Origin of the sequence: Bradyrhizobium paxllaeri (assembly GCF_001693515.2) — a bacterium.
Lineage (GTDB): Bacteria > Pseudomonadota > Alphaproteobacteria > Rhizobiales > Xanthobacteraceae > Bradyrhizobium > Bradyrhizobium paxllaeri.
Window position 1 is genome coordinate 4,327,764 of sequence record NZ_CP042968.1, and the last position, 25,732, is coordinate 4,353,495.

A 25,732-nucleotide genomic window follows, 5' to 3' on the forward strand; every position below is an offset into this window, starting at 1 on the left:
TTTGACGCGCTTTCTTGGCGCGAACCGGGGCCACCCCGGATCAAGTCCGGGGCAGGCTTTCGCTTGAAAACGCTCTAGTAAAGTCCACGCCCGCTGAGGACTTCGCTCGGGCCCCGCGGATCGACCGGCAGGTAGGCCTGGCTCGGGGCCGCGTAGTTGGCCTCGTTCTCGTAGGACACGGCGCGCAGATTTTCCGCAGCACGGCCGCGCGAACGGCTGGAGGCCGACATTTCCGAGGTCGCATTGACCGAGGCGTAGTCCGCCGAGGTATTGCCGAGGTTATAGGGCCTCCCCTCCGGCATCGGCACCTCACCCCGGATCCGGCCCGCGGACGACGGCATCATCTCGGGAACAAACGGACGAGCCGAAGCGACCCGGACCGTGGACGGAGACGGCGCGGGCTCGCCGGTCCGCAGCGTCGCCAGCAGTTGGCGGTCGTCGGAACCCTCGAGCGGGGCCCGGCCGACATACTCAACGCGGACCTTGGCCACGCCATTGGCTTTGAACTCAAGCAGTTCCGCGGCCTTGTTCGAGACGTCGATAAGCCGGTTGCCGTGGTACGGGCCACGGTCGTTGACGCGGACGATCAGCGACTTGCCGTTCCGGACATTGGTGACGCGGGCATAGCTCGGGATCGGCAGGGTCGGATGGGCCGCCGTCAGCGAGGTCATATCGAAGACTTCGCCATTGGCGGTTAGCCGGCCGTGGAAGTCATCGCCATACCAGGAGGCCATTCCCTCGGCCCGGTAGTTCGGGTCCTCCTCCGGCACGTAGACCCGGCCCGCAACGGTATAGGGCTTGCCGACGCGGTAGGTTCCCCCGCCCTTCGGCACGGCCTCCCCGAAAGCCACCACACGGGGGCTCGAGGAAACGCCATACTTGGGATCGATGCGCTTGGCGAATTTGTCCGACGAGGCGCAGTTGGCGAGGACAAGGCATGCTGCCACGGCAACCGTGCCACTAACCGCCCGAACGATCGTTGTTGGCCGTCGAATCCCCATCACCCCAATTACCATTTTCAGCGGCCTGCTGCCTACGTTGAAGCGGTACGGCCTGAACCCCACGATGCAGCCCACCTCCGCATCACGTGATGAAGATATCGCAACCGGAACACGGCGGAAATGGGGTGTGGTCGCACGTGGCGAATGATCTGGTCGCGCGTGGTGAATGAATGGTTGCCTGCTCTATCCGTTGATCTACGGGCATAGCGCGCTTCGATTCACGACGTATGCATCCTTCGTCGTAGGGCTTCCTGTGCCGCTTTCAGACAATCTGTTGCATCAAATCACCACTCACTACCGATCTGCGATTCCGCCAGTGAATCTTTTTGACTGTGCAACGGTGGAGTCGTTCTGTGGATTGCAGGGGCGCAAAGGATTTGTGCGATGATCGAGACGGTTACAGCGGTGATGGGCCTGGTGAGCGCAGGCATTTTTCTAGCTCATGCATTTGAAGGCTATCGTTCCAGAGCTTGAGTTTTGACGGCCGGGGTTCGGGTGACCTGCCCGGACTTCAGACAGAGAAATGGCGATAGGCTCCGTTAGGGATTCGGAAAGCTTTAATGAATTCGGACGAGAATCTGGTGTGGTAGGTGTCTCATGCGCAACCACGACAATGTCTCCAACGGATTTCTTGCTCTGACGACGGCCAGCTTCGTGCTCCTCTGCTCGGGCCTGCTGGCAGTTGTATTCGGCTAGCGACAGCCGAACCGATTGGGGCAGCGATGCCGGGACGATCCGATCCCGGCGAAATTGGCAAGTGCCGACAGACCGCCGACTAACGGCCGGTGCCATCCACCACCTTTTCCCGGCGTGTGTGAAGTGGCTTTTCCGGCCTGGCCAACGATACTGATTCTTCGCGGCCCTGCCCTGGCGTTTCCGGACGAATCCGGTTTTCTTCTCTTGTGTTTCCACCTTCGCATCGGCTAAGCGCTTGATCGTAAAGGCAAGGAAGGGTGGCCGAGTGGTTTAAGGCACCGGTCTTGAAAACCGGCGTGCCTGCAAGGGTACCGTGGGTTCGAATCCCACCCCTTCCGCCAGAATTGGCAAAATCCCCGAAACCTGGGTCGCGGTGCGGCTGGTCTGCGGCCCTGCTTCCCGCCTGATACTTGAACTGGCCCGGCGCACGACGGGACCGGACGACATACGCCGGCCTCGCCACTGCGAGGCGCCCCGAAATGGCTAATTCAGGCTGGGTGCGATTCCTGGCAGAATTGGGCGCATGCCACGCCGGCGGGCCGACAATCTACGCCGAATTGCTGAGGGAATCGGGAAGCGCTTCGATCGCTGCCGGACCGACGAAGGTGTGCGGATTTGCGATACCGTGACGAGGTAATGCCGAGTGGGAATGAAGCGCTTTGAAGTCAGGAAGCATCGAGTTCAACGGGCGCACGATCGCCTGTCTCATTCGTAACCAGTCCGACACAGGGGCGTTGCTGGAGGTAGTCGGTCCACGCGGCATTCCGGCGCAGTTTACCCTCCTGATCGTTGCTGATCGCTTGAGATGTGCCTGCACGGTGATATGGCGAACGGAACGCTTGATCGGCGTCAAGTTCCACTAAGGGGCTACCCCGCCAAAGTTCCGAATATGACAAAGTAGGCCCGTCCGGCTCTTGCTTCCTTGATAGAGTAGAGTCTGCGCTCGTTAGGGCGCGCAAGGGGACGGCTCCGGCACGCGCACTCCCAGCCTCCGCGCCGGGGCCGTTTTGGTGTCCTCATTGGCACGCCAGAAAATCCATTTGCTTGAGCAACGTATTGCCCTCGTACACCCGGTTTGACGAAAACGACCCCGAAGGCGTGGCCTTTGAGTACGAGGTTCTGGAATGAATGAGGCCGCCAACTGAGGCGGCCTTACTTTCTAAGCCTCCAGCCCCGATTGCGCGCGCTGGAGCAGCTTGTCCCTCTACTTCTTCTTCATGCCGGAATCTCGTTGATTTTTCGCATATAGCTCGCGGTCAGCGGCACTAACCTGGCCCAACATGAGCGGAGCTGCGCCACCCGTGTTCGTGGTCGTGGCGGCGGCGGCAGGTGCCTTCGGCTTCGTCGTTTTCTTGGCTGCCAAAGCGCCAGAAGTGGAGACAGCGAAGATCGCAAGACCGACAAGAATTATTTTCTTCATGCTCAGCTCTCCCTAACTTGGAAAAAAAGACGCGCCGGCAGTCGAGCATAAAGCCCGCATCACGACAAGCTGGAGTGCTACGCTCTAGGCATGACACGTTCCCATTGCGAGAGGCCCGCCAGCGCGAATCGGCGAACGCAGGACCTCTCGACCCCGTGAACTGACTTCACCGCCTCGGTTCCGAAGAAGCGATCCCGCAGCCATTTTCTTTTTCAGTGAAGACGGCCGGAAACAATCTCCTGTCAATCTGCGAATGCGACGAGTTCAAGAGGCGCTTTGCTTCTCGGCGCGTTTCCTCCCAAGACGTTTCCTCCCAAGACTTGGGCCGCCGAACGCCGGCGGCCCCTTTTTTTGAGCGGAGCTGTCGAAGGAGGCTCTGATGCGCATTCTAGCCTTGGCGATTTTAGCGATCGGGATGGTCTCAATACGGCCGGCGGCCGCCCAGATGTACGATCCGGCTTACCCGGTTTGCCTGCGGATATACGGCCCGGCTACCTATTACGAATGCAGCTATACCTCGCTGCCTCAATGCAACGCCTCGGCATCAGGCCGCTCGGCACAGTGCGTCATCAATCCATATTTCGGGGGCGCGCAAGAGCCCGCGGGTTACCGGCGGCATCCCCGGGTTTACTAGAGTTGGCCGCAGGACCGCATACGCCGAGCCGCCGTGCCTGCTGCGACGGATGTCGACGTGCACCCCACGGCCGGGGACGCTGATCGCAGTGGAACTGAACATCTCCTAAATTCTCCGTTCAGCAGCCGTTGCGTCTGGGAGCGCTACCATCCTTTTTCGGAGAAACCGCGCGCGGCTTTGCCGCGTTTAGTTCCTACAAACCTAATGGGAGACGAAAATGCCTTTGATCAGCGGAGCAGCTGCGGTCCTCGCTCTCCAGCTCGGGATGCCCGCAGTCCAGCACGATCAGAACGAAGTGCCAGTGGTTCAGGTTCGTGGCGGTTCGTGCAGCCACGGCTATGACATCGATATCCATGGCCGCTGCTATCCCAACGGCGTTATCCCGCCGCAATACCAAGCGGCGCGCCAGGGCTACGCCTACTATCCGTCGCGTCGATACTACAGGGAAGAGTACCGGCCACGTTGGCGACACCACTACTATCGCTATTGAATTCAACCTAGGCGGTGATTTCCCCTTCAATCGCCGCGTAGGCGCTTTTAGCGGTGGGCTGACAAGCCGCTCGATAGGCTGGAGACGAAGTGAACCCGTGTTCCAGAATTAACCTCCAACGCGGACATCAAGCTTAACACGCGAGTTTCATTGCGGCCGATCGAAACAGGCATAGCGTGGCTGCAAATCGCGCAGATTGGCCAGTCCCCAAGTTTGTGCCTGTGCTGCGCGATCAGCGGTCGCTTTGAGCCCTCGAGGCGGCCCCGCTCCCCAACACAAAGGCCACGCGGGCGTTACGTACCGATGCCAGCGCCCCTCCTCCGGCTACCGTGGGGAAATGCTCCGATCGTTGGAACTCCCGGCACGACGAGACGTCGAATCCTCACTTCCGGCCGATGCCCCCTGCTCTGACCGGAAGGAGACCTCCCAAAGGTTGGCGGTCCCAGGGGCGACCTGGGGCCGTTTAGAGACTCTCTGGATCGTGGAATGGCCCTGCACTTCGGCCGCGTTGCTCCCGCTACAGAGGAGCTAGAGATTTGGAGCGCGAATGAGCTCGGCTACTCATTTGTAATCAGCAATGAGAGTAGGAATGGCCCCGGCCTCCACGGGCAGCCCGGCTTTGTAGCTTCTTGGCGCCCCATCGATTTCAACAGACCGGCCGTCAGGATAGGCGGATCACCCTTTAGGACGTTTGCCGAAGCCGAAAAGGCCTGTGAGGCCATGCTGGTGCACCTGATCAAATAGCTTCGGATCTGGTGCGCGAAGGAAGCACCAATGACGGTTTGGATTTACATCAACACCAAAAAGCAGGTTGGCGATCCCGAGCACCTAGTGATCGCCACGCCCCGTCGAAATCACCGTTTCCTCCGACACCGGCTCATCATCCGCAATCGCCCGCCACCCTGCTCCCTCCAGGTCGTCGTACTGCCCGTTCTTGAGCGACCAGAGAAAACCCGCCAGCCCGAGGGCGCCGAGGGTGAGTGCCAGCGGCACGAGGAATACCAGGACTTCCATCAGCAAAGCTCTCTCGCGCCGCGATGGGCGCGCAGCGCGTTCAAGATCACCAGCACTGAAGAACCCGACATGGCGGCGGCGGCGACCAGCGGCGTGGCAAGGCCTGCGATGGCCAGCGGCACGGCAAGCAAATTGTAGCCGACGGCCAGCCACAGGTTCTGCCGCATCAACAGCAGCGCCTTGCGCGAGAAGCCGATGGCGGCGACGACGGGCGCGAGGCGATCGCCGAGGAACACCAGGTCGGCGGTTGCCTGGCTCAGATGGGTTGCGCTGACCGGCGACATCGAGACATGCGCAGCCGCCAGCGCCGGCGCGTCGTTCATGCCGTCGCCGACCATCAGCACCTTGACGCCCCGCCGCTTCAATTCCTCGATGCGGGCAATCTTGTCCGCCGGCGTGACGCCCGCGCGCCATTCATGAATGCCGAGCTGTTCGGCGGCATGGCGTACGGCGGGCTCGCGGTCGCCCGACAGAATCTCGACTTCGATCCCGGCCTTGACGAGTGTGGCAATCGCGCTGGCCGCATCGGGGCGCAGGCGCTGGCGCACGGCGAAGACATGCCGTGTCTCGCCGTGACGGAAGGCGACGACGGAGGCCTCGGGATCGCGGTGCAGGATCTCGTTGGCGATCTGGTCCGCGCCGCAGAACGACGGCCGGCCCAACCGGACTTCGAGCCCACGGAGGAAGCCGCGCACGCCCTGGCCGGCCACCTCCTCTACTCCCGTCAACGGTGTCCTTGCGCCGGAGGCGCGAGCCACCGCGGCGGCGACGGGATGGTGGCTGGCAAGCGCGAGCCGCCCGGCGAGCTCGAACACGTCTCGCGGCACGTCGACGGCGTTCGTCACGTCGAGCTCCGGCAAGGTCAGCGTCCCCGTCTTGTCGAACACGACGCGTTCGACGTCGGCCAGCCGCTCGATGGCATCGCCGGAATTGAGCAGCACGCCGGTGCGGAACATGGCGCCGGACACGACGGTCTGCACCGCCGGGATCGCAAGACCCAGCGCGCAGGGACAGGTGATGATCAGAACCGAGATCGCGATGACGATGGCGTCGTGCCAGGTGGCGCCATAGGCGGCCCAGCCGAGCATGGTCAGCAGCGCCGCCGTATGCACGACCGGCGCATAAAGCCGCGATGCACGATCGGCGAGCTGCACATAGCGGGAGCGCGACTGCACGGCATTATCGAGCAGCCGGCTGATTTCCGCCAGCAGCGTGCCTTCGGATGCCGCCGATACCCGCACCCGCAAGGCGCCGGACAGGTTGAGCGTGCCGGCATAGACGGCCGTGCCCGGCCCCGCTTTCACGGGCAGGGTCTCGCCGGTGATCAGGCTCTGGTCGATCTTGGACTGCCCCTCGATTACGTTGCCGTCGACGGCGGATCGTTCGCCCGGGCGCAGCAGCACGATATCGCCGGTCTGCACGGCGGCAATCGGCACCACGCTGATTTCGTCGGCGCCGATGAACTTGGTCGCCGTCTCCGCCTTGAGCGCGGCGAGGTTTCCGGCGACCGCACGCGTCTTGCGGCGCATGCTCTGGTCGAGGTAACGGCCGGCCAGCAGGAAGGCGAGCAGCATCAGTGCGGCGTCGAAATAGGCGTGCTCGGCGTGGTGGATCGTCTCCATCACCGACATCCCGAGCGCCATCACGATGCCGATCGAGATCGGCACATCCATATTGGTGCGGCGCGCCCGTAAAGCGCCCCAGGCGGAGCGGAAGAATGGCTGTCCCGAATAGGCCGCAGCCGGCAAGGCAATCAGCGCCGACAGCCAGTGGAAGAAATCGCGCTGTTCCGGGATCATGTCGCTGACATTGCCGGACCATACGGGGATCGACAGCATCATGATGTTCATCGCGGCAAAGGCGGCGACGCCGAGGCAACGCAGCAGGAAGCTCGCCTGCTCGGTCTCGACCGCTTCGGCGCGAACCGGCTCGAACGGATAGGCCTTGTAGCCAAGCTCGGCCAGCCGGTCGATGAAGCGGGCCGGATCGAGCGTGCCCTCCTTCCATTCCAGCGCCACGCGGCGGTCGGTCAGGTTGACGCGCGCCAGCGTCACGTCGGGCAGCGCGGAAAGGCCGCGCTCGATCTTCGACATGCAGCCGGCGCAATTGACGCCCTCCACCGCCAGATCGATATGCGACAGCCCCGAGCCGAGGTGCCGGACATAATGTGAAAAGTCTCGCGTCGCCTGCATGACTGACCTTCCTAGTTCAACAGCACGCGGTTCCTGGACAGGAACATCCGCTGTCCCGACGCGACGCCTTCGAGCACCAGATCCCATTGGCCAGGTGCGATGGCGTCCGCACTGCCGCGATAGATGCCGATCCCGACTTCGGCGAGCGCGACCGGCAGATCGGCACGGCGATCCGTCGGCCGCTCGAACCGGCCCTGGAATTTCAGGCCGGACATCGGCTTGCCGTCATGATCGCGCGCCTCGACCTGCAGCGTCGCGCCGCCATCCCCGCTGCGCTCGACATGGGCATCGACCTTCCAGTTGCGCGCGCTCTGGGCCTGGGCGGTGGCGATCTCCTTCTGATAGGCAAGGCTGGCAGCATAGGCGCTGTCGACCTCGGTGCCGGGCAAGGTCTGGATCGCCAGACGCATCATGAGGAGATTGACCCCGATCACGACGCCGAAGAATGCCACCATCATCACGAACACCATGCGCCCGGTGATCGGTCTCGGCTTCTGTGCCCTGTTCATGTGAATGTCCCCCGGAAGTGTCATGGCGACACGAAATGGTCGGTGGCAGAGGCGACTTCGCCGAGCCCGATGTCGGTCACGCGGAAATTCACCGGAACGGATTTGGCGTGATTGCTCTCCGCCGGCGCCGTCACCAGCATCCGCAATTCGGTGGTGGTGTCGCGCGCCAGGATGATCATGGGCCGGTCCTGCGTCACGGAATCGGCGCCGACGACATGGAGCGTGGCGTTGACCGGGCCGTCGATGTCGATCGCGATCACGCGGTCGAAGCCGCGCTTGTTCAGAAGGCGCACGGTATAGGCGTTGCGGATCGATCCGTCGGCAAGCTTCACCGCGACCGGATTGCGGTCGTGCAGCACGTTGATGTCGAGCAGCGACCGCGTCAGCAGCGCATAGAGCATCACCGCGCCGACGGCCGCGATCAGAGCGGCATAGGTGACGGTGCGCGGCCGGATGATCCGGTAAATCGGTGGCTTGCCTTCCTGCCGCCGATGAATGTTGATGTCGTTGTCGTAGCCGATCAGGCGGGTTTCCCGGCCGATCTTGGTCATCACGGTGTCGCAGGCGTCGATGCAGAGGCCGCACTGGATGCAGTCGAGTTGCGGCCCGTTGCGGATATCGATGCCGGTCGGGCACACGGCCACGCACTGATAGCAGTCGATGCAATCGCCGACGCCCTGGCCGAGCGCGCGCAGCTCGTTGGCCTTCTTCAGCGACGTGCGCGTCTCGCCGCGATCATATTTGTAGGTGACGTTGAGCGCCCATTCATCGGTCAGCGCGGCCTGGATGCGCGGCCACGGGCACATGTAGACGCAGACCTGCTCGCGCATGAAACCGGCCAGCAGATAGGTGGTCGCGGTGAGAATGCCGATCCAGATATAGGCGATGACAGGCGCCTGGAAGGTGATGAGCTGCTTCACCAGCGTCGGTGCATCGTTGAAATAGAGCACCCAGGCGCCGCCGGTCCACCAGGCGATCATCAGCCAGATCGATTGCTTCAGCAGGATCTCGGCAAAGCGCTCGAGCTTCATCGTGCCCTTGGCCGCGTCCTTGCGCATGCGCTCGCGCCGGTCGCCCTCGATCAGCCGCTCGACGGCATAGAACAGGTCGGTCCAGACCGTCTGGGGGCAAAGATAGCCGCACCAGACGCGGCCGCCGACGGCGTTCATCAGGAATAGCGTCAGGGCAGCTACGATCAGAAGGCCGGTGAAGTAATAGACTTCCTGCGGCCACAGCTCGATGAAGAAGAAATAGAAGCGGCTGTTGGGCAGATCGACCAGCACCGCCTGATCCGGGGCGCCGAGCCCCCTGTTCCAGCGCACGAACGGCAGCAGGTAATAGACGCCGAGGCAGAACGCCATCAGCCCCCATTTGGTCCGGCGGAACGTGCCGGAGACGCTCTGCGGATAGACTTTCTTCTGCGCCGCATAAAGCGGCGCGTCGTCGTCGAGCTGCAGGTCGGTCTGGCTCACGGGTTTGTTCATCGCCGGGTTGGTCTCGTCTCAGGAGTTCACTCTAGAGCCAGCCCCAGAACCCCGTTTGATCCATCTCAAACAGAACGGCGACGCAGCATCGCTGCGCCGCTATTTGCCTCCGCCGAGCGAATGGACGTAGACCGTCAGCGCCTTGATCGTGGAAGGATCGAGCCGGCCGACCCAGGCGGGCATGACGCCGGCGCGGCCGTTGCTGATGGTCTCGACCAGCGTCGCCTCGTCCGAACCGTAGAGCCAGATCTTGTCGGTCAGGTCGGGCGCGCCGAGTTCCTGGTTCCCCTTGCCGTTGTCGCCGTGGCAGGACGTGCAGTTTTCCGCAAAGATCTTCGCGCCGGCGGCCTGATCGTATCCCGCCGCCGTCGGCAGGCCGGACAACGACCGGACGTAATTGGCGACGGTGACGATCTGGTCCTTCTTGAGAACGCCCTCCTTGCCGAACGCCAGCATGGCGCTCTCGTGGGTCTTCGGATGCCCCGAGCGCGCGCCGAACTGGATCGTCTGCATGATCTGGTCGAGGCTGCCGCCCCACAGCCATTCGTCGTCGTTCAGATTGGGATAGCCCTTGGCCCCGGCCCCGCCGCTGCCGTGGCAAGGCGCGCAATTGTCGCCAAACACGGTCTTGCCGCGCGCACGAGCCAGCGCCAGCAGAGCGGGATTTTTCTCGATCTCCTCCAGCGAGGCGTTGCCAAGCGCCACCATCTTGTCGCCGCGGATCTTTTCCAGATTGGCAAGTTCGGCGGCGACCTCGGCGCGGGTGGAATAATTCCAGATACCGGTCGTATGGCTCCAGACCAGCGGCCACGCCGGATAGACGATCCAGTAGCCGACCGACCAGAGAATGGTCAGGTAGAAGGTGATCAACCACCAGCGCGGCAGCGGCGTGTTAAGCTCCTTGATGCCGTCCCACTCGTGCCCGGTGGTGGTCCTTCCGGAAACATGATCGAGATCGCCGTGTTCGGTCATGATCGCATTACTCCTCGCGCAAAGGCATTTTCGCCGCTTCGTCGAAAGCGGCCTGGTTGCGTGGCCAAAGCGCGTAGACCAGGATGGCGATGAAGATTCCGACGAAGATCGGCGTCCAGAACGTCGTGACCAGATCCGACGCAAGATTATGGACAGTGAGGATTGCTTTCATCGTTCTGCTTTCTCAGCGAAGGTTTGCTCAGCGAAGATTTGCTTTTTCATTGTAGAGTTTGAAATCGACCAGCGTGCCGAGCATCTGCAGGTACGCGACCAGCGCATCCATTTCGGTCGGCGCGCCGGCCTTGCCGTCGAAATTGCGGGCAACCGCTTTCGGGTATCGTTTGGTGAACGCATCCGCGCCGGTATTGTCGGGATCGGCCTGCGCCTTGAGGTCGGCGACCGCATTGGCCACCTGATCGTCGGTATAGGGCACGCCGACCGCTCGGCTGGTACGCAGATGACCGGCAACGCTGGCTTCGTTGACTTCCGTCTGCGACAGGAAGGCGTAACCGGGCATCACCGACTGCGGCACGATCGCGCGCGGGTTGTTCAGATGGGTGACGTGCCATTCGTCGGAATATTTGCCGCCGACACGCGCCAGATCAGGACCGGTACGCTTGGATCCCCACTGGAACGGATGGTCGTACATGCTCTCGGCCGCGAGCGAGTAGTGTCCGTAGCGCTCGACCTCGTCGCGCAGCGGCCGGACCATCTGCGAGTGGCAGAGGTAGCAGCCCTCGCGGACATAGACGTTGCGTCCGGCGAGCTCGAGCGGGGTGTACGGCCTGACGCCGTCGACCTTTTCGATCGTGCTCTTGAGATAGAACAGCGGGGTGATCTCGACGAGACCGCCGATCGCGATGACCACCAGGATTCCCGCGACCAGGACGATCGAGTTCTTTTCGAAGATTTGGTGCCGTGCCCAGAAAGACATTTTAGCGCTCCTCATTCCGCCGGCTGAAGAGCGACGGGCGACGGCACTTCCGCTTCGCCAACACGCACCGTCATCCAGAGATTATAAGCCATGATCAGCGACCCGATCAGGAACAGCCCTCCCCCTGCGGCACGGATGATGTAGAAGGGATGCATCGCTTCCACGGTTTCGATGAAGGAATATTCGAGGAAGCCGAGCGAGGTGTAGGCGCGCCACATCAGGCCCTGCAGGATTCCCGACACCCACATCGCCGAGATGTAGAGAACGATGCCGATGGTCGCAGTCCAGAAGTGCCAGTTGACCAGCTTCAGGCTGTACAGCCCCTTGCGATCCCACAGCCATGGAATCAGGCAGTACAGGGCGCCAAAGGACACGAAGCCGACCCAGCCCAGCGCGCCGGAATGCACGTGACCGATGGTCCAGTCGGTATAGTGGCTGAGCGAGTTCACGACCTTGATCGACATCATCGGCCCTTCGAAGGTCGACATGCCGTAGAAGGCGACCGACACGACCAGCATGCGCAGCACCGGATCGGTGCGCAGCTTGTCCCAGGCGCCCGACAGCGTCATCAGGCCGTTGATCATGCCGCCCCACGAGGGCATCCACAGCATGATCGAGAACGTCATGCCGAGCGTCTGCGCCCAATCCGGCAGTGCCGTGTAGTGCAGATGATGCGGACCGGCCCAGATGTAGAGGAAGATCAGCGACCAGAAATGGATGATCGACAGACGGTAGGAATAAATCGGCCGCTCGGCGCGCTTCGGAATGAAATAGTACATGATGGCGAGGAAGCCGGCGGTCAGGAAGAAGCCGACCGCGTTATGCCCGTACCACCACTGGAACATGGCGTCCTGGACACCGGCCCAGGCCACGTAGGACTTCGAGCCGAATATCGACACCGGCACCGCGGGATTATTGCCGAGATGCAGCACGGCGATCGTGACGATGAAAGCCAGATAGAACCAGTTGGCGACGAAGATATGCGGTTCTTTTCGCTTGATGATGGTCCCCAGGAAGACCAGCAGATAGACCACCCAGACGATCGTCAGCCACAGATCGGCGTACCATTCGGGCTCGGCATATTCCTTCGACTGGGTCACGCCGAGCAGATAGCCGGTGCCGGCGACGAGAATGAAATAATTGTAGCCGATGACGACGAACCAGGGGGCGAGATCGCCGGCCAGGCGCACGCGGCAGGTCTTCTGCACGACATAGAGCGAGCTCGCGATCAGCACGTTGCCGCCGAAGGCGAAGATGACGGCCGACGTATGTAGCGGCCGCAGGCGGCCGAAGCTGGTCCATGGCAGATCGAAATTGAGCGAAGGCCATGCGAGCTGGGACGCGATCAATAGCCCGATTGCAAATCCCGCGATGCCCCAGATCACCGACATCACCGCCGAGAACTTGATCGGGCCCATGTTGTAGTTGGGCCGGCCGTTGATTTCCTGCGGCGGCAGCGACGGGCGGGCAAAATACCGGTTGCCGATCGCAATGACCGCCCAAAGGCTGGCGGCGGACGACAGCGCGGCATGGAATGCAAACGCCGTGTCCTGCGCCATGGCCACGGCGAGCAAGCACAAGAACGCGGTTAGCGAAAAGACCGTGATCAGACCGGCCTCGCCAAGCGTCATCGATTTTGCGGTTGAAGATGGGTTCATGAGCTAGCTTCTCTTCTGCGGATGCCGGCTCCACTGATCACAGCCTCGCGACCGGGAAATTGATCGAAGTCAATTTTCGTGAGGTTTTGCGCAGTTCGAGGAGATGCTGGTTGGCTAAGAGTGAATTCAGCAACAGGACGGGCCAATCGGCGGATAAGCCTGCGTTGCGTTAGCGCGTTCTCGAGATACATCGGCCTTGCTCAGGCGTCGCTTCGCGACGGAAGCAGCCCGTTCAGTCGAAAGTTCGCAAAGTTCTGGGTGCGCAATGCCTTTCCGTTCCGACGGACATGCGAACCTGGCGGCCATTGACCGCCATTGGCGACCAATCGCGGCGGTCAATCCTCTCGTATGGGCGTTCATGATTGTCACAAGGACCTTGATGATCACGCGCGACCAAGGCGCAAGGCCGCGCCCTACCCTTGACGTGAATCAAGCGAAATCGGCAGCCTTGCTGGATCGCGCCCTTCCGGCGCAGGCATGGGATCGCCGCTATCAGAACGCGCGGCGCTTCGCGGCAGAGGAATCGGCCGATTGTTTCGGGCGGGTTTGCAGATCACCCCAGAACAGCACCCCGGCAAACAGCACGAACATTGTGACGACGAAGACGGTAACGAGCAACGAATCGGTTGGCATGCGGCTGATCTCCTGCGATGAAGACAGCATGCACGCGGGCCTCCATCGCGGCTTTGACCAGGATCAAATCCACTGCGATTTACGCGGGATTTCTTATGCCGCTGCCATGGCTGCAGCCCGGCTCGGGTCCAACAGACGGACGCCACCCGCGACGATGATGAGCATCTTCTCGCGCTCGAACCGGGTGAGCGTCCGGCTTACGGTTTCGATCGTCAACCCCAGATAATCCGCGATATCCTGCCGGCTCATCGGCAGCGCAATGGTCTGCCGTTCGTCGCCGATATGGGCCAGGCGCTTCCGCCAGCCGACCAGGAAGGACGCAACCTTCTCCTCCGCGGTGCGCCGGCCCAACAGCAGCATCTGCTCCTGCGCCAGCATCAGTTCCCGCGCCGCGAACGCGTTGATCCGAAGCAGAAAGTGCGGCCTCTGCTCGATGAAGTGCGCGAACGCCTCCCTGGAGAAGCGGCATACGGTGAGGGAGTCGACTGCATCCGCCGAGAAGCTGTAGCGATCGGTAGGTGCCATGCCGAGAAAGTCGCCCGGCAGCGCGAAGCCGACGACCTGACGCCGCCCATCCGGCAACAGCTTGTACAGACGCGCGACGCCTGCCGTCACATTGTGAACCGAATGCGCGAGCTGACCCGCCGTGAACAGCGCTTCGTTCGGAGCGAGATGAACGTGGCGGGCGATCCGCTCGAACTCGGCAAGGTCGGCCTGGTCAAGCGCGCCGCAGATGCTGAACGAGCGCACGGTGCAGGCCGAACAGCGGCCGAAACTGGTACGATTTGGCGAGATGGTTCGTATCATTGCCGCTGTCCGTTCAAGCGCCGGATTGACGCCCCCCGATCATGGCCGCGCTCAGGACCTCGGAGATATAGTTCATTGTAGCTGATACAGCGTGCGCTGGTTGATCCAGGTCAAATTCGCCGACGATTAAACCTTCACAATAGGAATCGGCTGGAGATTCACACTAAAGGTTGGAACTGCGATGATCGGACGAATCCTGATGCCACTGGCGTTCACGTTGATCCCGCTGGTGCCGGCAGCGGCCGCTTCGCCTCAGGAGCAGCGCGGCAAGACCTTCGCGCTGAACAATTGCGCGCGCTGCCATTCGATCGACAAGGTCTCGCCGAGCCCGCTCAAGATCGCGCCGCCCTTCCGGACGCTGCATAAGCGCTACCCCGTCGAATCGCTGAGCGAAGCGCTGGCTGAAGGTATTCAGACTGGCCACCCAACCATGCCAGAGTTTCAGCTCGATCCGGACCAGATTGGCGACCTGCTGGCGTATCTGAAGACGCTCGAATAGACTGGCTTCGCCCTCGGGATGTGCGAGCGAGCAACGCCTCGCTCGCCTAGTTCACCTGCACCGTCCACGCGATCATGTCTTTCGCAATCCGGCCGAACGCTGCGCTGAACGCAGCAACGGCTTCGGGTGGGGTGACGGAAGCAAACGTCTCGCTTTGCTCGAACAGCCGCGAGGCGATGACCTTGCCGTTCTTGTCGACGATCCTCGCCGACAATCCGATCTCGGCGGCCGGCCCCTGTTCGACGGCGATACGGAACCGCCTGACGTCGATCAGCAACTGGAATTCGGTCTGCGCGACGTCGGCCATGCGCAACGGTGCATGCGCGATGTCATAGTTCTCAAAGCTTTCGATCAACCGCGCCTGGATCAGTTTCGGCAGCGCATCGGCCCACATCGCTTCCGCGAAGCCGGGATATTCCTGCGCCGGCGAGAACAGAAAGCGTTGCGTCTCCAGCATCGCAACTGCCGTCGGCTCCGGGATAGCCCATTGCACATTGATGACCTTGCTCGCCGGTCCCGTATTCTGCAGCGCGGCGAGGTCATAGGTGATCTTCGGCGGCGGACTGGTGACCCCGGTCATCCGTTCGAGGCCGGCGACAATGCCGTCGAGCTTGCCGGTGTTGCGCGCCAGCCCTTCGGAAAACACCTTGAAATTCGAGATCGTGTCTTTCAACGCCTCTGAATTCTCCGACAGCACGCTATCCACCTTGCGAAGCGCGTCGCGCGCGGCCTGGGTCATGCCCTGCCCTGCGCCCGGCTCAGCGACCAACGTCGGCACCTTGCCGCCCTGCGCGACCTGCGTACCGCCTTCGAGTGCGATCACGGGCACGCCAGTCAACCCCTGGAACTCGAGGCCGACCCTTGTGTCGGCGTGGACCGGCGTCGTCGAAACGACCGAGATGGTGGCATTGACGCCGCGCGGATTGCCGGGGGCAAGCCCGAGTTCCGTCACCTCACCGACCCGAATGCCATTGAACAGCACCGCCGCACCGACGAGGAGGCCTGGAACGGATCCCTCGAACTGCACGCGATAGCTGGAACGTGGGCCAAGCCCACCCGTATTCTGCAGCCAATAGACGAAGCCGAACACGGCCATGATAGCCGCCATCACAAAAGCACCGACAATGACGAAGGGAGCGCGGGTTTCCATCTGTTTAACTCGCTCTGGGCTGCAGCATCTGCGAGCGCTTGCCATGGAAATAGGCCCGCACCCAGGGATGCTCGGATTGAAGGAGTTCGTGCATCGGCCCGATGGCGACGATCTTGCCGTCGGCCAGCGCCGCGACGCGGTCGCAGACGGTATTGAGGCTGGCGAGATCATGGGTCACCATGAACACCGTCAGTCCCAGTGTTTTCTGCAATGTCTTGATCAGCGCGTCGAAATCGCCGGCGGCGATCGGGTCGAGCCCCGAAGTCGGTTCGTCGAGAAACACGATCGCCGGATCAAGCGCGAGCGCGCGCGCCAGCGCCACGCGCTTGGTCATGCCGCCGGACAGCTCGGACGGAAACTTGTCGCCGTCCTCCGGCTTGAGCCCGACCATTTCGAGTTTGACGGTGGCGATCTCGTCCATCAGGCTTTCCGAGAGCACAAGGTTTTCGCGCAACGGAAACTGGATGTTCTGCCTTACTGTGAGCGATGAGAACAGCGCGCCCTGCTGGAACAGGATACCCCATCGCCCGGCCGCGCTCGGCGTGGCGCGATCATGATTGATCGGCGCCCCCATCACCTCGATTTCGCCGCCCTGGCGCGGGATCAGCCCGATGATCGTTCGCATCAGCACCGACTTGCCGCCGCCGGAAGCGCCGACCAGGCCGAGGATCTCCCCCCGCCGCACATCGAGCGCAAGGTGATCGATGACGACATGGCGGCGGAAGCCGACCACGAGATCGCGCACACGGATAGCAAACTGACCTGACGTGCCCTGCATCTACATTCCAATCGATGCGAAGAACACCGCGAACAGCCCGTCGAGCACGATCACCAGGAAGATCGACTTGACGACCGAGGTGGTGGTCTGTTTGCCGAGCGACTCTGCACTGCCCTTCACCCGCAGGCCTTCGCTGCAGGCGACGATGCCGATTACCAGCGCCATGAACGGCGCCTTGATGATGCCGACCTCGAAATGGGTAACGGAGACGGCGTCGTGCAATCGCGCAAGGAAGATCGACGGCCCCATGCCGCCGTAGAACCAGGCCACGAGCCCGCCCCCGTAAAGCGCCGCCATCGCGCCGATGAAACTCAGGATTGGCAAGGCGAAAACCAGCGCCAGAACCCGCGGCAGCATCAAAACCTCGATCGGGTCGAGGCCCATGGTCGAGAGCGCGTCGATCTCCTCGCGCATCTTCATCGAACCGAGTTCGGCGGTGTAGGCGCTACCGGAGCGCCCGGCGACCATGATGGCGACGATCAGCACGCCAAGCTCGCGCAGCACCAGAATGCCGACCATGTCGACGACGTAGGAATCCGCACCGAATTTGCGAAAATGGAAGATGCCCTGCTGGGCAATGATGGCGCCGATCAAGAAGGTGATCAGGACGACGATGGGAATCGCCTGCCAGCCGACGCGGTAGAGCTGGTAGGTCAGGGATGTCAGCCGCAACGACCATGGCCGGCGCAGGATGCCCACGAGAGCCATGCATAGCGAGCCCAGCATCTGCAGGAATGCGGCGACGTCTTCGCTCGCACCAATGGTGGCGCGGCCGATGCCATCAAGCTTCGCCACGACCGGATTGCGTGCCGGGACCGGGTCAGGCGTTCGACGATTGACCTGACGAACCTCGTCGATCAAGCCGCTGTATCTATCGTCCATACCGATGACATCGGCGCGATGACCGGCAGACGTGACGCGCCGCGACATCTTTTCCAGCAACCAGGCGCCGAGCGTATCGAGTTCGCGCACGCCGGTCATATCAACCCTGAGCGCAGCGGCCCGGTCGAGTTGCGGCACGACGTCGCTGGAAATTCGTTCGAGTGTCGCCGCATTTGCAGCCGTCCACGAGCCGGCTGGATGCAGTTCGAGCGCATCGCCCGATGACGTGGCTGTGAGCACAGGTGCGACCGCCAAGATGATGTTCCCGAAACTGTTTGCTTCCTTTTTGTAGATCGCGAGCGCGCAGCCATATTGACCTGCCTCAAGGCACCGGATGCGACATGAGGATCGCGGTTGACCCAAATCAAATGCCGCTATCGTCGTCTCATCTAGGATTTGGCAGTCAAAGATAGCGAGCAAGCGCGATGTTCAAATCAGGCAGTTTTGGTGACGAGCTATTAACGCTCAAGGACGAGATGTCGCGCTTCCTGAATATGCCTGCCGACGACATGCTCGGTGCCGCGAAAGGCCACGTCGAAGCGCTGGGCGAACAGCTCAAGGACTTGCTGAGCGAATTTGGCGAGACCCTGAGCGAGGGAGAAGAGCACATCGAGACGCTGATCGCGGAGCGGCCGATTGCGGCGCTGGCATCCGCCTTCGCGCTCGGCCTCGTGACCGGCTTCATGCTGAGGAGACATTGACGTGAACAGCGAGAACATCGTCAAGCAGTTGCGTGCGCTCTGGCGTACCGATCGCATCATTGCGGAAATCCGGATGCGGCACATGCTGGTCGGGCTCGGTCTGCGGGCGTTTGCAGCGCTGATCGCGGCCTTCGGCCTGTTGATGCTGGAGCTGTCGGCCTACTTCGCGCTGGTGCAGATCTGGAGCGCGATTTCCGCGGCCGCGATTCTCGGTCTCATCAATTTCGTGATCGCGGCCGTCTTGTTCGTGGTCGGCGGAAGGCCGCCGGCAGGCCGCGAACTCGAGCTGGCCACCGAAATTCACGGCTCGGCAGTCGAGGCGTTGCAGAACGAGGCCCGCGCACTGCAATCGCAATTCACCGGCATGATGCACCATCCCCTGAAAAGCGTGCTGCCGACGGTGCTGGTGCCGCTGATCGCGATCATCGCCAGGAGCCTGAGGAAATCCAGGGCAAGCGCCCCTGCTGCGAAAGCCACGGCAGAGTCGAGCTGACCACGGCGGCGTTCACCCCTCATGTCAGAGAACCAAGGAGCCATCCGAGATGTCCAAGACGAGATCCAAGTCCCAGCCGAAGCCGATCCTGAACGCTTCCTTGCCGCCGCAGTTCCGGCAATTCCGTCTGGCGCTGGCTCGCGAGCCCGGACACCCCGAAGGCGACGCAGATGTGGCTTATATCATCGTGGCACCGCTGGATTCGGAGGATCGCATCGATGCGGGACTGTGGCGCGAGCACCGCGACGCCTGCCGGGTCGTGCGCCAGCGCCCGGACCAGCGGGACAAGCATGGCCACCTCGTTCACCGCCCCGGCGGCGGCTGGGCATTCCACTATGACGACAGCGAAACCAGTTTGCCTGACGAAGTCGGCTATCACTTCGCGGACGAGCGCTTCGTCGTCGGCGAATATGTCTCTCTCAACGAAGGTGGCAAGATGCACATCTATCGGGTGACAACGATATCGTATCTCTGACGATGAAACCGCTTTCCGGCCTCAGTGAAGCCGAGGCAGCGGCGCGACTGCTAGCCGAGGGGCACAACGAGCTCCCCCAACCCGATCGACGCACGCCGTTTCGAATTGTGGTCGAGGTACTGCGCGAGCCGATGCTCGCGTTGCTGCTGGTCGGCGGCCTGGTCTATCTCGCGCTGGGCGACCTGAAAGAGGCGATTATCCTCGCCGCCTTCGCGACCATGTCGATCGCGATCACCGTAGTGCAGGAGACGCGGACCGAGCGCGTGCTGGAGGCATTGCGGGACCTGACGAGCCCCCGCGCGCTCGTCATCCGCGACGGAGAACGCAGGCGGATTGCCGGCCGGGACGTCGTGCGCGGCGACCTCATCGTTCTTTCCGAAGGCGACCGGGTGCCTGCCGACGCCGTTGTCCTGCAGTGCAGTGATCTGCAGGTCGACGAGTCGACCCTGACAGGCGAATCCGTGCCGGTTCGCAAGGTCGCTTGGGACGATCGCACCGGGTCGGGACCACACCGTCCGGGCGGCGATGACCTGCCGCAGGTCTTCTCTGGCTCGCTGGTCGTGCGGGGCTCCGCGCTGGCGGAAGTGACCGCCATCGGTACACAAAGCGAGATCGGCAAGATCGGTCAATCGCTGGCCACCCTTGAAACCGAACCGCCCCGCCTGCAGGCGCAAACCCGGCACGTCGTCACACTGTTTGCCGTGCTCGGCGGCGGCGTGAGCCTGCTCGCGGTTCTGCTCTACGGACTGATGCGTGGCGGGTGGCTGGATGCGGTGCTGGCCGGCATTGCGCTCGGCATGTCGATGCTCCCCGAGGAATTTCCTGTCGTCCTGACCGTCTTCATGGCCATGGGCGCGTGGCGAATTTCACTGGCGCGCGTGCTGACGCGGCGCGCGGCGGCGATCGAGACGCTGGGCTCGGCCACGGTGTTGTGTACCGACAAGACGGGTACCCTGACCGAGAACCGGATGACGATCGTCGAACTGAGGCTGAAGGATGAGACCATTTTTCGTCCCGCTCACTCTGAGGAGATGCCGATAGCATTCCGCACACTGAGCGAGTTCGGCCTGCTCGCGAGCGCTCCGGAGCCATACGATCCGATGGAGCGGGCATTCCATGTGCTCGCGTGCGAGCGGCTGACGGTGGCTTCGTATCAGCACCCGAACTGGAAGCTCGTTCACGCCTATGGTCTTCGCCCCGACCTGCTCGCCGTGACGCATATCTGGCAAGCTGATAGCTCCCGGCAGGAGTACGTCGTCGCCGCCAAGGGCGCACCTGAAGCAATCGCTGGTCTTTGCAAGCTGAGCGCCACGGATCGCACCGCGCTGACGCAATCCATCGATGCTATGGCTGCCAATGGTCTGCGCGTGTTGGGCGTCGCGCGCGCCACGCATATTGGCTCGACCTGGCCAACTTCACCGCATGAATTGACGTTTGAGTTCCTGGGACTGGTCGGCCTCGCCGATCCACTCCGCCCCAGCGTGATTGAGGCCGTACGTGAATGCCAGTCAGCCGGCATCAAGGCCGTGATGATCACTGGCGATTACCCCGCAACCGCAAAGGCGATCGCCCATCAGGCCGGGCTTGCACGCGGTGAACTCATCACCGGCGCCGAGCTCGGGAAGCTGAGCGAGGCGGAGTTGGCAACGCAGGTGGAAACGGCAAGCGTTTTCGCCCGGATCATGCCGGAGCAGAAGCTCCGCATCGTCAATGCCTACAAGGATAATGGCGAGGTCGTCGCGATGACCGGCGACGGCGTCAACGATGCACCTTCTCTGAAGGCGGCCCATATCGGTATCGCCATGGGCGGCCGCGGAACAGACGTGGCGCGCGAAGCCTCAGCAATCGTGCTTCTCGACGACGATTTCGGTTCGATCGTCAAGGCGATCCGCCTCGGCCGGCGCATCTACGACAATTTGCGCAAGGCAATGAGCTTCATTCTGGCGGTTCATGTGCCCATCGCAGGTCTGGCACTGCTGCCATTGCTGTTCGGCACGCCGCTTCTGCTCGGGCCCATTCATATTGCCTTCCTCGAAATGGTTATTGATCCCGTGTGCTCGTTGGTGTTCGAGGCCGAGACCGAGGAAGAAGATGTCATGCACCGGCCTCCCCGCGCGCCCGACGAGCCGCTGTTCTCGTGGGCGCTGATCGGCTGGAGCGTATTGCAGGGCACGGTTGCGTTCGTGCTCGTGGCCGCCATCTATGTGATGGCACTGCGCTCCGGCATGCCGGTGCCGGAAGTGCGCGCGCTGACGTTCTTTTCGCTCGTCGTGGTGATCGTCAGCCTGATCCTGGTCAATCGCTCCTTCAGTCCCTCGCTGCTGACGGCGTTTCGCCGGCAAAACCGGACTTTGGCCGCGGTGCTGGCCGCTGTTGCCGCCATTTCGGCTCTCACGCTGCTTTGGCCCGCAGCAAGCAAGCTCTTTGCGTTTGGACCACTGCACGCCGATGACATCGCCCTGACGCTCGGCGCGGGATTGATGGCGCTGATCATCCTGGAAATGTTCAAGCCGGTGCTGCGCCCACGGCTGCAATCCTGGAACCGGAAAATGCAACCCCTTGCGCTGGATCAAACGCGCAAATCCACGGGACGCTAGATTGTCTTCCGAAACAGGAGAATCCCATGGCGTTCAAGGACATATTGCTGACACTGACGAGTTATCCCGAGCCTACCCCTGTCGCAGTCACGGAGGAGGCAGTCTCCATTGCCGCGAGTCTCGGCGCTCATCTTGCCGCCGTCGCATGCGAGGTACACGTTGAAATACCCGGGCATTTTCTTTCCGGCTCGGTCGCAAATATCCCCGGCCTTATTGCCGGCGAAGCCGAAAAGAGCCGCAAGAACGCCAAGGAGATACTGGCTGATTTCGACGCCGCTGCGAGCAAGGCTGGCATTCTTCACGAGACCTATCTCGAGCGATGCCCGACCTACGCTGTACCGGACATGCTGGTCGACTATGCAAGGCTGCGTGATCTCACCATCGTCCCGGTGCCGGAAAATAGCGACCAGTGGTATGCTGAGCAGGTGATATTCGGATCAGGCCGGCCTACGCTTGTCCTGCCCGAGGGCCCTCACCCACGTCCCTTCCAGCTCGGAACGGTTGCGGTTGCCTGGGATTTCAGCCGCGGCGCCGCCCGCGCGATTTCGGATTCGCTTCCGCTGCTGGAGAAGGCAAAGAAGGTGCGCATCGTAACCGTCACCAACGAGAAGAAGCTCGATAACAAGCATTCGGCCGAAGAGCTGGCAAAGAACCTAGCCCGTCACGGCATCGATGTGGTGCTGGACAAAGTCGACGCCGCGGGGCGGGGGATCGGTGAGGTTTTGGAAGCCTATACGGTTTCGCAGAAGATCGACGTCCTCGTGATGGGGGCCTACGGGACCTCGCGTTGGCGCGAGTTTATCCTGGGCGGCGCCACCCAGAGCCTGCTGTCAAAGCCGCCCCTTCCAATCATGTTTTCGCATTGACGCTCAACCGTTGCCGCGCGCGGCGTCATCGCGCCGCCGCGGCAAGCTCAAGCAACGATTAGAGCGCCAGCCTGACGTTGCAGATGTCGTGCTCGACCGGGTCTGTCTTCACCTCAAAGCCGAGGCTGCGACACATCGCCAGCATGACCGTGTTCTCGGCGAGCACGTCGCCGGAGATGGCTTTGAGGCCTTCCGACTTGGCGTATTCGATGATCAATTGCATCAATACCCAGCCGAGGCCCCTGCCCTTGAGGTCCGAGCGCAACAGGATCGCGTACTCGCCGCTTTCGTAGATCGAGTCGGAATGGATCCTGACGACGCCGACGAGTTCATTGGTCGCTTCGTCGAACGCGACAAAGGCCATCGCCCGTGCATAGTCGAGCTGGGTCAGGCGGGCGATGAACTCGTGGGAAAACTCCTTCATAGGTGCAAAAAATCGCAGCCGCAAATCGTGCATCGTGACATGCTTCAGCATGTCGTGGATCAGCGGCTCGTCCTCGGGGCGGATCGGACGAACGAATACGCGCCAGCCGTCCTTGACCTCGATGTGGCGCTGCCATTGCGAGGGATATGGGCGTACGGCGAAATTCGCAGGCCCCGAACCGCGGAACTTGCGCTCGACACGTCCGATCACGACACGCGCATCGACGGCGAGCACGCCCGCTTCATCGGCCAGCAGCGGATTGATGTCGAGCCCGCGGATTTCCGGAATATCGGCGGCCATCTGCGCGAGCTTGACCAGGACCATCGCCACCGCATCCTGCTTCACCGCCGGCACGTCGCGATAGGCGCGCAGCAGCCGGGAGACGCGGGTGCGCTCGATCAGGCTGCGCGCCAGTTGCAGGTCGAGCGGCGGCAGCGCCAGCGCCTTGTCATTGATGATCTCGACCGCCGTGCCACCGCGGCCGAACACGACGACGGTGCCGAACGTCGGATCGTCGGCGAGGCCGAGAATGAGTTCGCGCGCCTTGGCCCGCACCACCATCGCCTGCACCATCACGCCCGCAATCCGCGCCTCCGGCCGTAGCGATCGTGCCCGCTCCAAAATCTCGCCGGCTGCCTTGCGCACGGCATCTGCGTTGGTGAGGTTGAGTACGACGCCGCCGACGTCGGACTTGTGCGCGATGTCGCGCGACATGATCTTGAGCACAACAGTCGATCCCTGCGCGAAGATCGCATTCGCATGCGCGACCGCCTCGTCGACGTCAGCAGCTGCGAAGGTCGGCACGGCCGCGATATCATAGGCATCGAGGAGCTGCTTGACCTCGATCGGATCGAGCCAGGAGCGGTCATCAGCCAGTGCTGCGGTCACGATCTTCCGCGCCGCGTCCACGTCCGGCGCAAAGTCGCTCGGCATCGCGGGTGGCACCTGCGCCAGCGCCTCCACGAGCTCGCGATGCCGGACCAGATGCATGAAGCCGCGCACCGCGTCGCCCTCGGTCGGATAGTTCGGAATACCGGCGTCGCTGAGCAACTTGCCGATCGATGGTTCCGCGCCGACCCAGACCGCGAGCACGGGTTTGGGCAGCATGCGGCGTTCGGCACGGTATTTCTGGACCACGCCGGTCACGGTCGCGGCAATCTCATCGGCGCGCGCGATTGCCGTCTGGACATTCATCACCAGCACGGCGTCGTTGCTCGTATCGGCCAGTAACGCCTCCAGCGCCACGGCATAGCGGTCGGCATCGGCGTCACCGACAATGTCCACCGGGTTTGACTTGGACCATGTCGGAGGCAGCGCGGCATCCAGCCGCTCGCGCGTCTCCGGCGAAAGCTGGGCGGAGATGCCTCCGAGTTCGGCCAGCCGGTCGATGGCGAGCACGCCTATGCCGCCGCCATTGGTCAGGATCGCCAGCCGCTTGCCGGGTGGGGATTTGAGCCGTGCAAGCGTTTCCGCGCAGTCGAACAGCTCGCCAAGATCGGAGACGCGCAGGACGCCGGCGCGCTGAAATGCGGCATCGTAGACGGCGTCTGCCCCGGCCAGTGCGCCGGTATGCGTTGCCGCCGCCCGCGCGCCTTGCGCCATGCGGCCCGACTTGACGACGACGACCGGTTTGACCCGGGCGGCGGCGCGGGCCGCTGACATGAACTTGCGGGCATCCTTGATCGCTTCGATGTAAAGCAGAATGGCGTTGGTCTTTTCATCCAGCGCGAAGTAGTCGAGCAGATCGGCGATATCGACATCGAGCTGGTCGCCAATCGAAACAATGCCGGAAAAACCAACGGACCGCTGCGCCGCCCAATCCACCATGCCAGCGGCGATGGCGCCGGATTGCGAGATCAGCGCCAGATGTCCCGCGACCGGTATATGTGCCGAGAAGCTGGCATTGAGGCTGACGCCCGGCATCATGATGCCCAGACAATTCGGACCGATCAGCCGCATGCCGTATTTCTGCGCGGCCCATTCCGCCGCCTCCGCCAGCGAATCCGGGCCATGGCCGAGCCCGGCACTGACAATGACCGCGCCTGCCGCGCCGCGGCGACCCGCTTCATCGATGAGACCCGCGATGGTGCGCGCCGGCGCGGTGAGGACAACCAGTTCCGGCGCAAACGCCAGTTTGGCGATACTATCGACGGTCGCGACACCATCGATCTCGTGATAACGCGAATTGACGAGACCGAATTCTCCTTTGAATTGAGCTTTACGAATATTGTTGAGAATGGCACGGCCGACCGAGCCGTGACGGGGGCTGGCCCCGACCAGTGCGACGGAATGCGGCGAAAGCAGATTGCTCAGGCGATAGGTGGACATCCGTTCTCCAGTGTCGGTAGGTCGCTGCCCTTCGCGCGGCAGGTTAACCCGGAACGGTCGCAGCGTGATGACAAATCGCACTCGGCTTGGCGATC

General features: G+C 62.5%; 24 protein-coding genes and 1 tRNA gene. 9 read left to right on the plus strand and 16 right to left on the minus strand.

Going from position 1 to position 25,732, the window contains the following annotated elements; genetic code table 11:
* Positions 1–74: 74 nt before the first annotated feature.
* Complete coding sequence (locus LMTR21_RS20670) at positions 75–1,001, minus strand: septal ring lytic transglycosylase RlpA family protein (protein WP_065756144.1); 927 nt, start codon at positions 999–1,001, stop codon at positions 75–77.
* Positions 1,002–1,948: 947 nt separating this feature from the next.
* Here LMTR21_RS20670 and LMTR21_RS20675 point away from each other — a divergent pair.
* Positions 1,949–2,038 (plus strand) — tRNA-Ser (locus LMTR21_RS20675).
* Positions 2,039–2,901: 863 nt separating this feature from the next.
* On the opposite strand, the gene LMTR21_RS20685 is transcribed toward LMTR21_RS20675, so the two are convergent.
* Positions 2,902–3,117: a hypothetical protein gene (locus LMTR21_RS20685; protein ID WP_065756142.1), complete on the minus strand. Its 216-nt coding sequence runs from the start codon at positions 3,115–3,117 to the stop codon at positions 2,902–2,904.
* A gap of 379 nt (positions 3,118–3,496) precedes the next feature.
* Here LMTR21_RS20685 and LMTR21_RS20690 point away from each other — a divergent pair, with 379 nt between their 5' ends.
* Together LMTR21_RS20690 and LMTR21_RS20695 are read left to right on the plus strand one after the other, a co-directional pair.
* A complete protein-coding gene (locus LMTR21_RS20690) occupies positions 3,497–3,751 on the plus strand; it encodes a DUF3551 domain-containing protein (RefSeq protein WP_084030968.1) in 255 nt (84 codons plus the stop codon).
* Positions 3,752–3,968: 217 nt separating this feature from the next.
* Complete coding sequence (locus LMTR21_RS20695; RefSeq protein WP_141688621.1) at positions 3,969–4,241, plus strand: hypothetical protein; 273 nt, start codon at positions 3,969–3,971, stop codon at positions 4,239–4,241.
* Positions 4,242–5,069: 828 nt separating this feature from the next.
* Here the strand turns inward: LMTR21_RS20695 and ccoS are convergent.
* The 10 genes from ccoS to LMTR21_RS20745 form a co-directional block, all read right to left on the minus strand.
* Positions 5,070–5,255, minus strand: coding sequence for a cbb3-type cytochrome oxidase assembly protein CcoS (gene ccoS / locus LMTR21_RS20705; RefSeq protein WP_065756140.1), 186 nt, complete (start codon positions 5,253–5,255; stop codon positions 5,070–5,072).
* Complete coding sequence (locus LMTR21_RS20710; protein WP_065756139.1) at positions 5,255–7,447, minus strand: heavy metal translocating P-type ATPase; 2,193 nt, start codon at positions 7,445–7,447, stop codon at positions 5,255–5,257. The genes ccoS and LMTR21_RS20710 overlap by 1 nt, the downstream gene beginning before the upstream one ends.
* An 11-nt stretch (positions 7,448–7,458) precedes the next feature.
* The gene (locus LMTR21_RS20715; protein WP_065756326.1) at positions 7,459–7,905 is read right to left on the minus strand and encodes a FixH family protein; all 447 of its coding nucleotides are present in this window, start codon (positions 7,903–7,905) and stop codon (positions 7,459–7,461) included.
* A 71-nt stretch (positions 7,906–7,976) separates the two neighbouring features.
* The gene (gene ccoG / locus LMTR21_RS20720) at positions 7,977–9,440 is read right to left on the minus strand and encodes a cytochrome c oxidase accessory protein CcoG (protein WP_065756138.1); all 1,464 of its coding nucleotides are present in this window, start codon (positions 9,438–9,440) and stop codon (positions 7,977–7,979) included.
* Between the two features lie 99 nt (positions 9,441–9,539).
* On the minus strand, positions 9,540–10,412 hold the full coding sequence (ccoP, locus tag LMTR21_RS20725) for a cytochrome-c oxidase, cbb3-type subunit III (protein ID WP_065756137.1): 873 nt from the start codon (positions 10,410–10,412) through the stop codon (positions 9,540–9,542).
* A gap of 7 nt (positions 10,413–10,419) precedes the next feature.
* Positions 10,420–10,584 carry a cbb3-type cytochrome c oxidase subunit 3 gene (locus LMTR21_RS20730; protein ID WP_065756136.1) on the minus strand — a complete coding sequence of 55 codons (165 nt, stop codon included), beginning with the start codon at positions 10,582–10,584 and terminating at the stop codon, positions 10,420–10,422.
* A 27-nt stretch (positions 10,585–10,611) separates the two neighbouring features.
* Entirely contained in the window at positions 10,612–11,346 is a 735-nt protein-coding gene (ccoO, locus tag LMTR21_RS20735) for a cytochrome-c oxidase, cbb3-type subunit II (RefSeq protein WP_065756135.1), read from the minus strand.
* An 11-nt stretch (positions 11,347–11,357) separates the two neighbouring features.
* A complete protein-coding gene (gene ccoN / locus LMTR21_RS20740; RefSeq protein WP_430642589.1) occupies positions 11,358–12,977 on the minus strand; it encodes a cytochrome-c oxidase, cbb3-type subunit I in 1,620 nt (539 codons plus the stop codon).
* 519 nt (positions 12,978–13,496) lie between these two features.
* A complete protein-coding gene (locus LMTR21_RS40140; protein WP_187399151.1) occupies positions 13,497–13,637 on the minus strand; it encodes a hypothetical protein in 141 nt (46 codons plus the stop codon).
* Between the two features lie 93 nt (positions 13,638–13,730).
* Positions 13,731–14,444, minus strand: coding sequence for a Crp/Fnr family transcriptional regulator (locus LMTR21_RS20745; protein WP_065756133.1), 714 nt, complete (start codon positions 14,442–14,444; stop codon positions 13,731–13,733).
* A gap of 181 nt (positions 14,445–14,625) precedes the next feature.
* Between LMTR21_RS20745 and LMTR21_RS20750 the strand changes: the two genes are divergently transcribed.
* Positions 14,626–14,943, plus strand: coding sequence for a c-type cytochrome (locus tag LMTR21_RS20750; protein WP_065756132.1), 318 nt, complete (start codon positions 14,626–14,628; stop codon positions 14,941–14,943).
* A gap of 46 nt (positions 14,944–14,989) precedes the next feature.
* Here the strand turns inward: LMTR21_RS20750 and LMTR21_RS20755 are convergent, their stop codons facing one another.
* Genes LMTR21_RS20755 through LMTR21_RS20765 form a run of 3 tightly spaced genes read right to left on the minus strand, consistent with a single transcriptional unit; the run spans position 14,990 to position 18,008 of the window.
* Positions 14,990–16,093, minus strand: coding sequence for an ABC-type transport auxiliary lipoprotein family protein (locus tag LMTR21_RS20755; RefSeq protein ID WP_065756131.1), 1,104 nt, complete (start codon positions 16,091–16,093; stop codon positions 14,990–14,992).
* Between the two features lie 4 nt (positions 16,094–16,097).
* Positions 16,098–16,871: an ABC transporter ATP-binding protein gene (locus LMTR21_RS20760; protein ID WP_065756130.1), complete on the minus strand. Its 774-nt coding sequence runs from the start codon at positions 16,869–16,871 to the stop codon at positions 16,098–16,100.
* Positions 16,872–18,008, minus strand: a complete 1,137-nt coding sequence (locus LMTR21_RS20765) for an MlaE family ABC transporter permease (protein WP_065756325.1) — start codon at positions 18,006–18,008, stop codon at positions 16,872–16,874. It abuts the gene before it with no gap.
* A 170-nt stretch (positions 18,009–18,178) separates the two neighbouring features.
* On the opposite strand from LMTR21_RS20765, the gene LMTR21_RS20770 reads away from it, so the two are divergent.
* Genes LMTR21_RS20770 through LMTR21_RS20790 form a run of 5 tightly spaced genes read left to right on the plus strand, consistent with a single transcriptional unit; the run spans position 18,179 to position 22,885 of the window.
* The gene (locus LMTR21_RS20770; protein ID WP_065756129.1) at positions 18,179–18,454 is read left to right on the plus strand and encodes a hypothetical protein; all 276 of its coding nucleotides are present in this window, start codon (positions 18,179–18,181) and stop codon (positions 18,452–18,454) included.
* Between the two features lies 1 nt (position 18,455).
* Positions 18,456–18,947, plus strand: coding sequence for a phage holin family protein (locus LMTR21_RS20775; protein ID WP_065756128.1), 492 nt, complete (start codon positions 18,456–18,458; stop codon positions 18,945–18,947).
* 49 nt (positions 18,948–18,996) lie between these two features.
* The gene (locus tag LMTR21_RS20780) at positions 18,997–19,422 is read left to right on the plus strand and encodes a hypothetical protein (protein WP_065756127.1); all 426 of its coding nucleotides are present in this window, start codon (positions 18,997–18,999) and stop codon (positions 19,420–19,422) included.
* Positions 19,423–19,424: 2 nt separating this feature from the next.
* The gene (locus tag LMTR21_RS20785) at positions 19,425–22,019 is read left to right on the plus strand and encodes a cation-translocating P-type ATPase (protein ID WP_065756126.1); all 2,595 of its coding nucleotides are present in this window, start codon (positions 19,425–19,427) and stop codon (positions 22,017–22,019) included.
* A gap of 26 nt (positions 22,020–22,045) precedes the next feature.
* Positions 22,046–22,885 (plus strand): universal stress protein, encoded by an 840-nt coding sequence (locus LMTR21_RS20790; protein ID WP_065756125.1) that lies wholly within the window; start codon positions 22,046–22,048, stop codon positions 22,883–22,885.
* A 58-nt stretch (positions 22,886–22,943) separates the two neighbouring features.
* Here the strand turns inward: LMTR21_RS20790 and LMTR21_RS20795 are convergent, their stop codons facing one another.
* Positions 22,944–25,637, minus strand: coding sequence for a bifunctional acetate--CoA ligase family protein/GNAT family N-acetyltransferase (locus LMTR21_RS20795; RefSeq protein WP_065756124.1), 2,694 nt, complete (start codon positions 25,635–25,637; stop codon positions 22,944–22,946).
* Between the last annotated feature and the right edge of the window lie 95 nt (positions 25,638–25,732).

Coding starts and splice junctions, on each gene's coding strand:
- LMTR21_RS20670 (WP_065756144.1), bottom strand. CDS start 1,001: ATGGGGATTCGACGGCCAACAACGATCGTTCGGGCGGTTAGTGGCACG.
- LMTR21_RS20685 (WP_065756142.1), bottom strand. CDS start 3,117: ATGAAGAAAATAATTCTTGTCGGTCTTGCGATCTTCGCTGTCTCCACT.
- LMTR21_RS20690 (WP_084030968.1), top strand. CDS start 3,497: ATGCGCATTCTAGCCTTGGCGATTTTAGCGATCGGGATGGTCTCAATA.
- LMTR21_RS20695 (WP_141688621.1), top strand. CDS start 3,969: ATGCCTTTGATCAGCGGAGCAGCTGCGGTCCTCGCTCTCCAGCTCGGG.
- ccoS (WP_065756140.1), bottom strand. CDS start 5,255: ATGGAAGTCCTGGTATTCCTCGTGCCGCTGGCACTCACCCTCGGCGCC.
- LMTR21_RS20710 (WP_065756139.1), bottom strand. CDS start 7,447: ATGCAGGCGACGCGAGACTTTTCACATTATGTCCGGCACCTCGGCTCG.
- LMTR21_RS20715 (WP_065756326.1), bottom strand. CDS start 7,905: ATGATGGTGGCATTCTTCGGCGTCGTGATCGGGGTCAATCTCCTCATG.
- ccoG (WP_065756138.1), bottom strand. CDS start 9,440: ATGAACAAACCCGTGAGCCAGACCGACCTGCAGCTCGACGACGACGCG.
- ccoP (WP_065756137.1), bottom strand. CDS start 10,412: ATGACCGAACACGGCGATCTCGATCATGTTTCCGGAAGGACCACCACC.
- LMTR21_RS20730 (WP_065756136.1), bottom strand. CDS start 10,584: ATGAAAGCAATCCTCACTGTCCATAATCTTGCGTCGGATCTGGTCACG.
- ccoO (WP_065756135.1), bottom strand. CDS start 11,346: ATGTCTTTCTGGGCACGGCACCAAATCTTCGAAAAGAACTCGATCGTC.
- ccoN (WP_430642589.1), bottom strand. CDS start 12,977: ATGACGCTTGGCGAGGCCGGTCTGATCACGGTCTTTTCGCTAACCGCG.
- LMTR21_RS40140 (WP_187399151.1), bottom strand. CDS start 13,637: ATGCCAACCGATTCGTTGCTCGTTACCGTCTTCGTCGTCACAATGTTC.
- LMTR21_RS20745 (WP_065756133.1), bottom strand. CDS start 14,444: ATGATACGAACCATCTCGCCAAATCGTACCAGTTTCGGCCGCTGTTCG.
- LMTR21_RS20750 (WP_065756132.1), top strand. CDS start 14,626: ATGATCGGACGAATCCTGATGCCACTGGCGTTCACGTTGATCCCGCTG.
- LMTR21_RS20755 (WP_065756131.1), bottom strand. CDS start 16,093: ATGGAAACCCGCGCTCCCTTCGTCATTGTCGGTGCTTTTGTGATGGCG.
- LMTR21_RS20760 (WP_065756130.1), bottom strand. CDS start 16,871: ATGCAGGGCACGTCAGGTCAGTTTGCTATCCGTGTGCGCGATCTCGTG.
- LMTR21_RS20770 (WP_065756129.1), top strand. CDS start 18,179: ATGTTCAAATCAGGCAGTTTTGGTGACGAGCTATTAACGCTCAAGGAC.
- LMTR21_RS20780 (WP_065756127.1), top strand. CDS start 18,997: ATGTCCAAGACGAGATCCAAGTCCCAGCCGAAGCCGATCCTGAACGCT.
- LMTR21_RS20785 (WP_065756126.1), top strand. CDS start 19,425: ATGAAACCGCTTTCCGGCCTCAGTGAAGCCGAGGCAGCGGCGCGACTG.
- LMTR21_RS20790 (WP_065756125.1), top strand. CDS start 22,046: ATGGCGTTCAAGGACATATTGCTGACACTGACGAGTTATCCCGAGCCT.
- LMTR21_RS20795 (WP_065756124.1), bottom strand. CDS start 25,637: ATGTCCACCTATCGCCTGAGCAATCTGCTTTCGCCGCATTCCGTCGCA.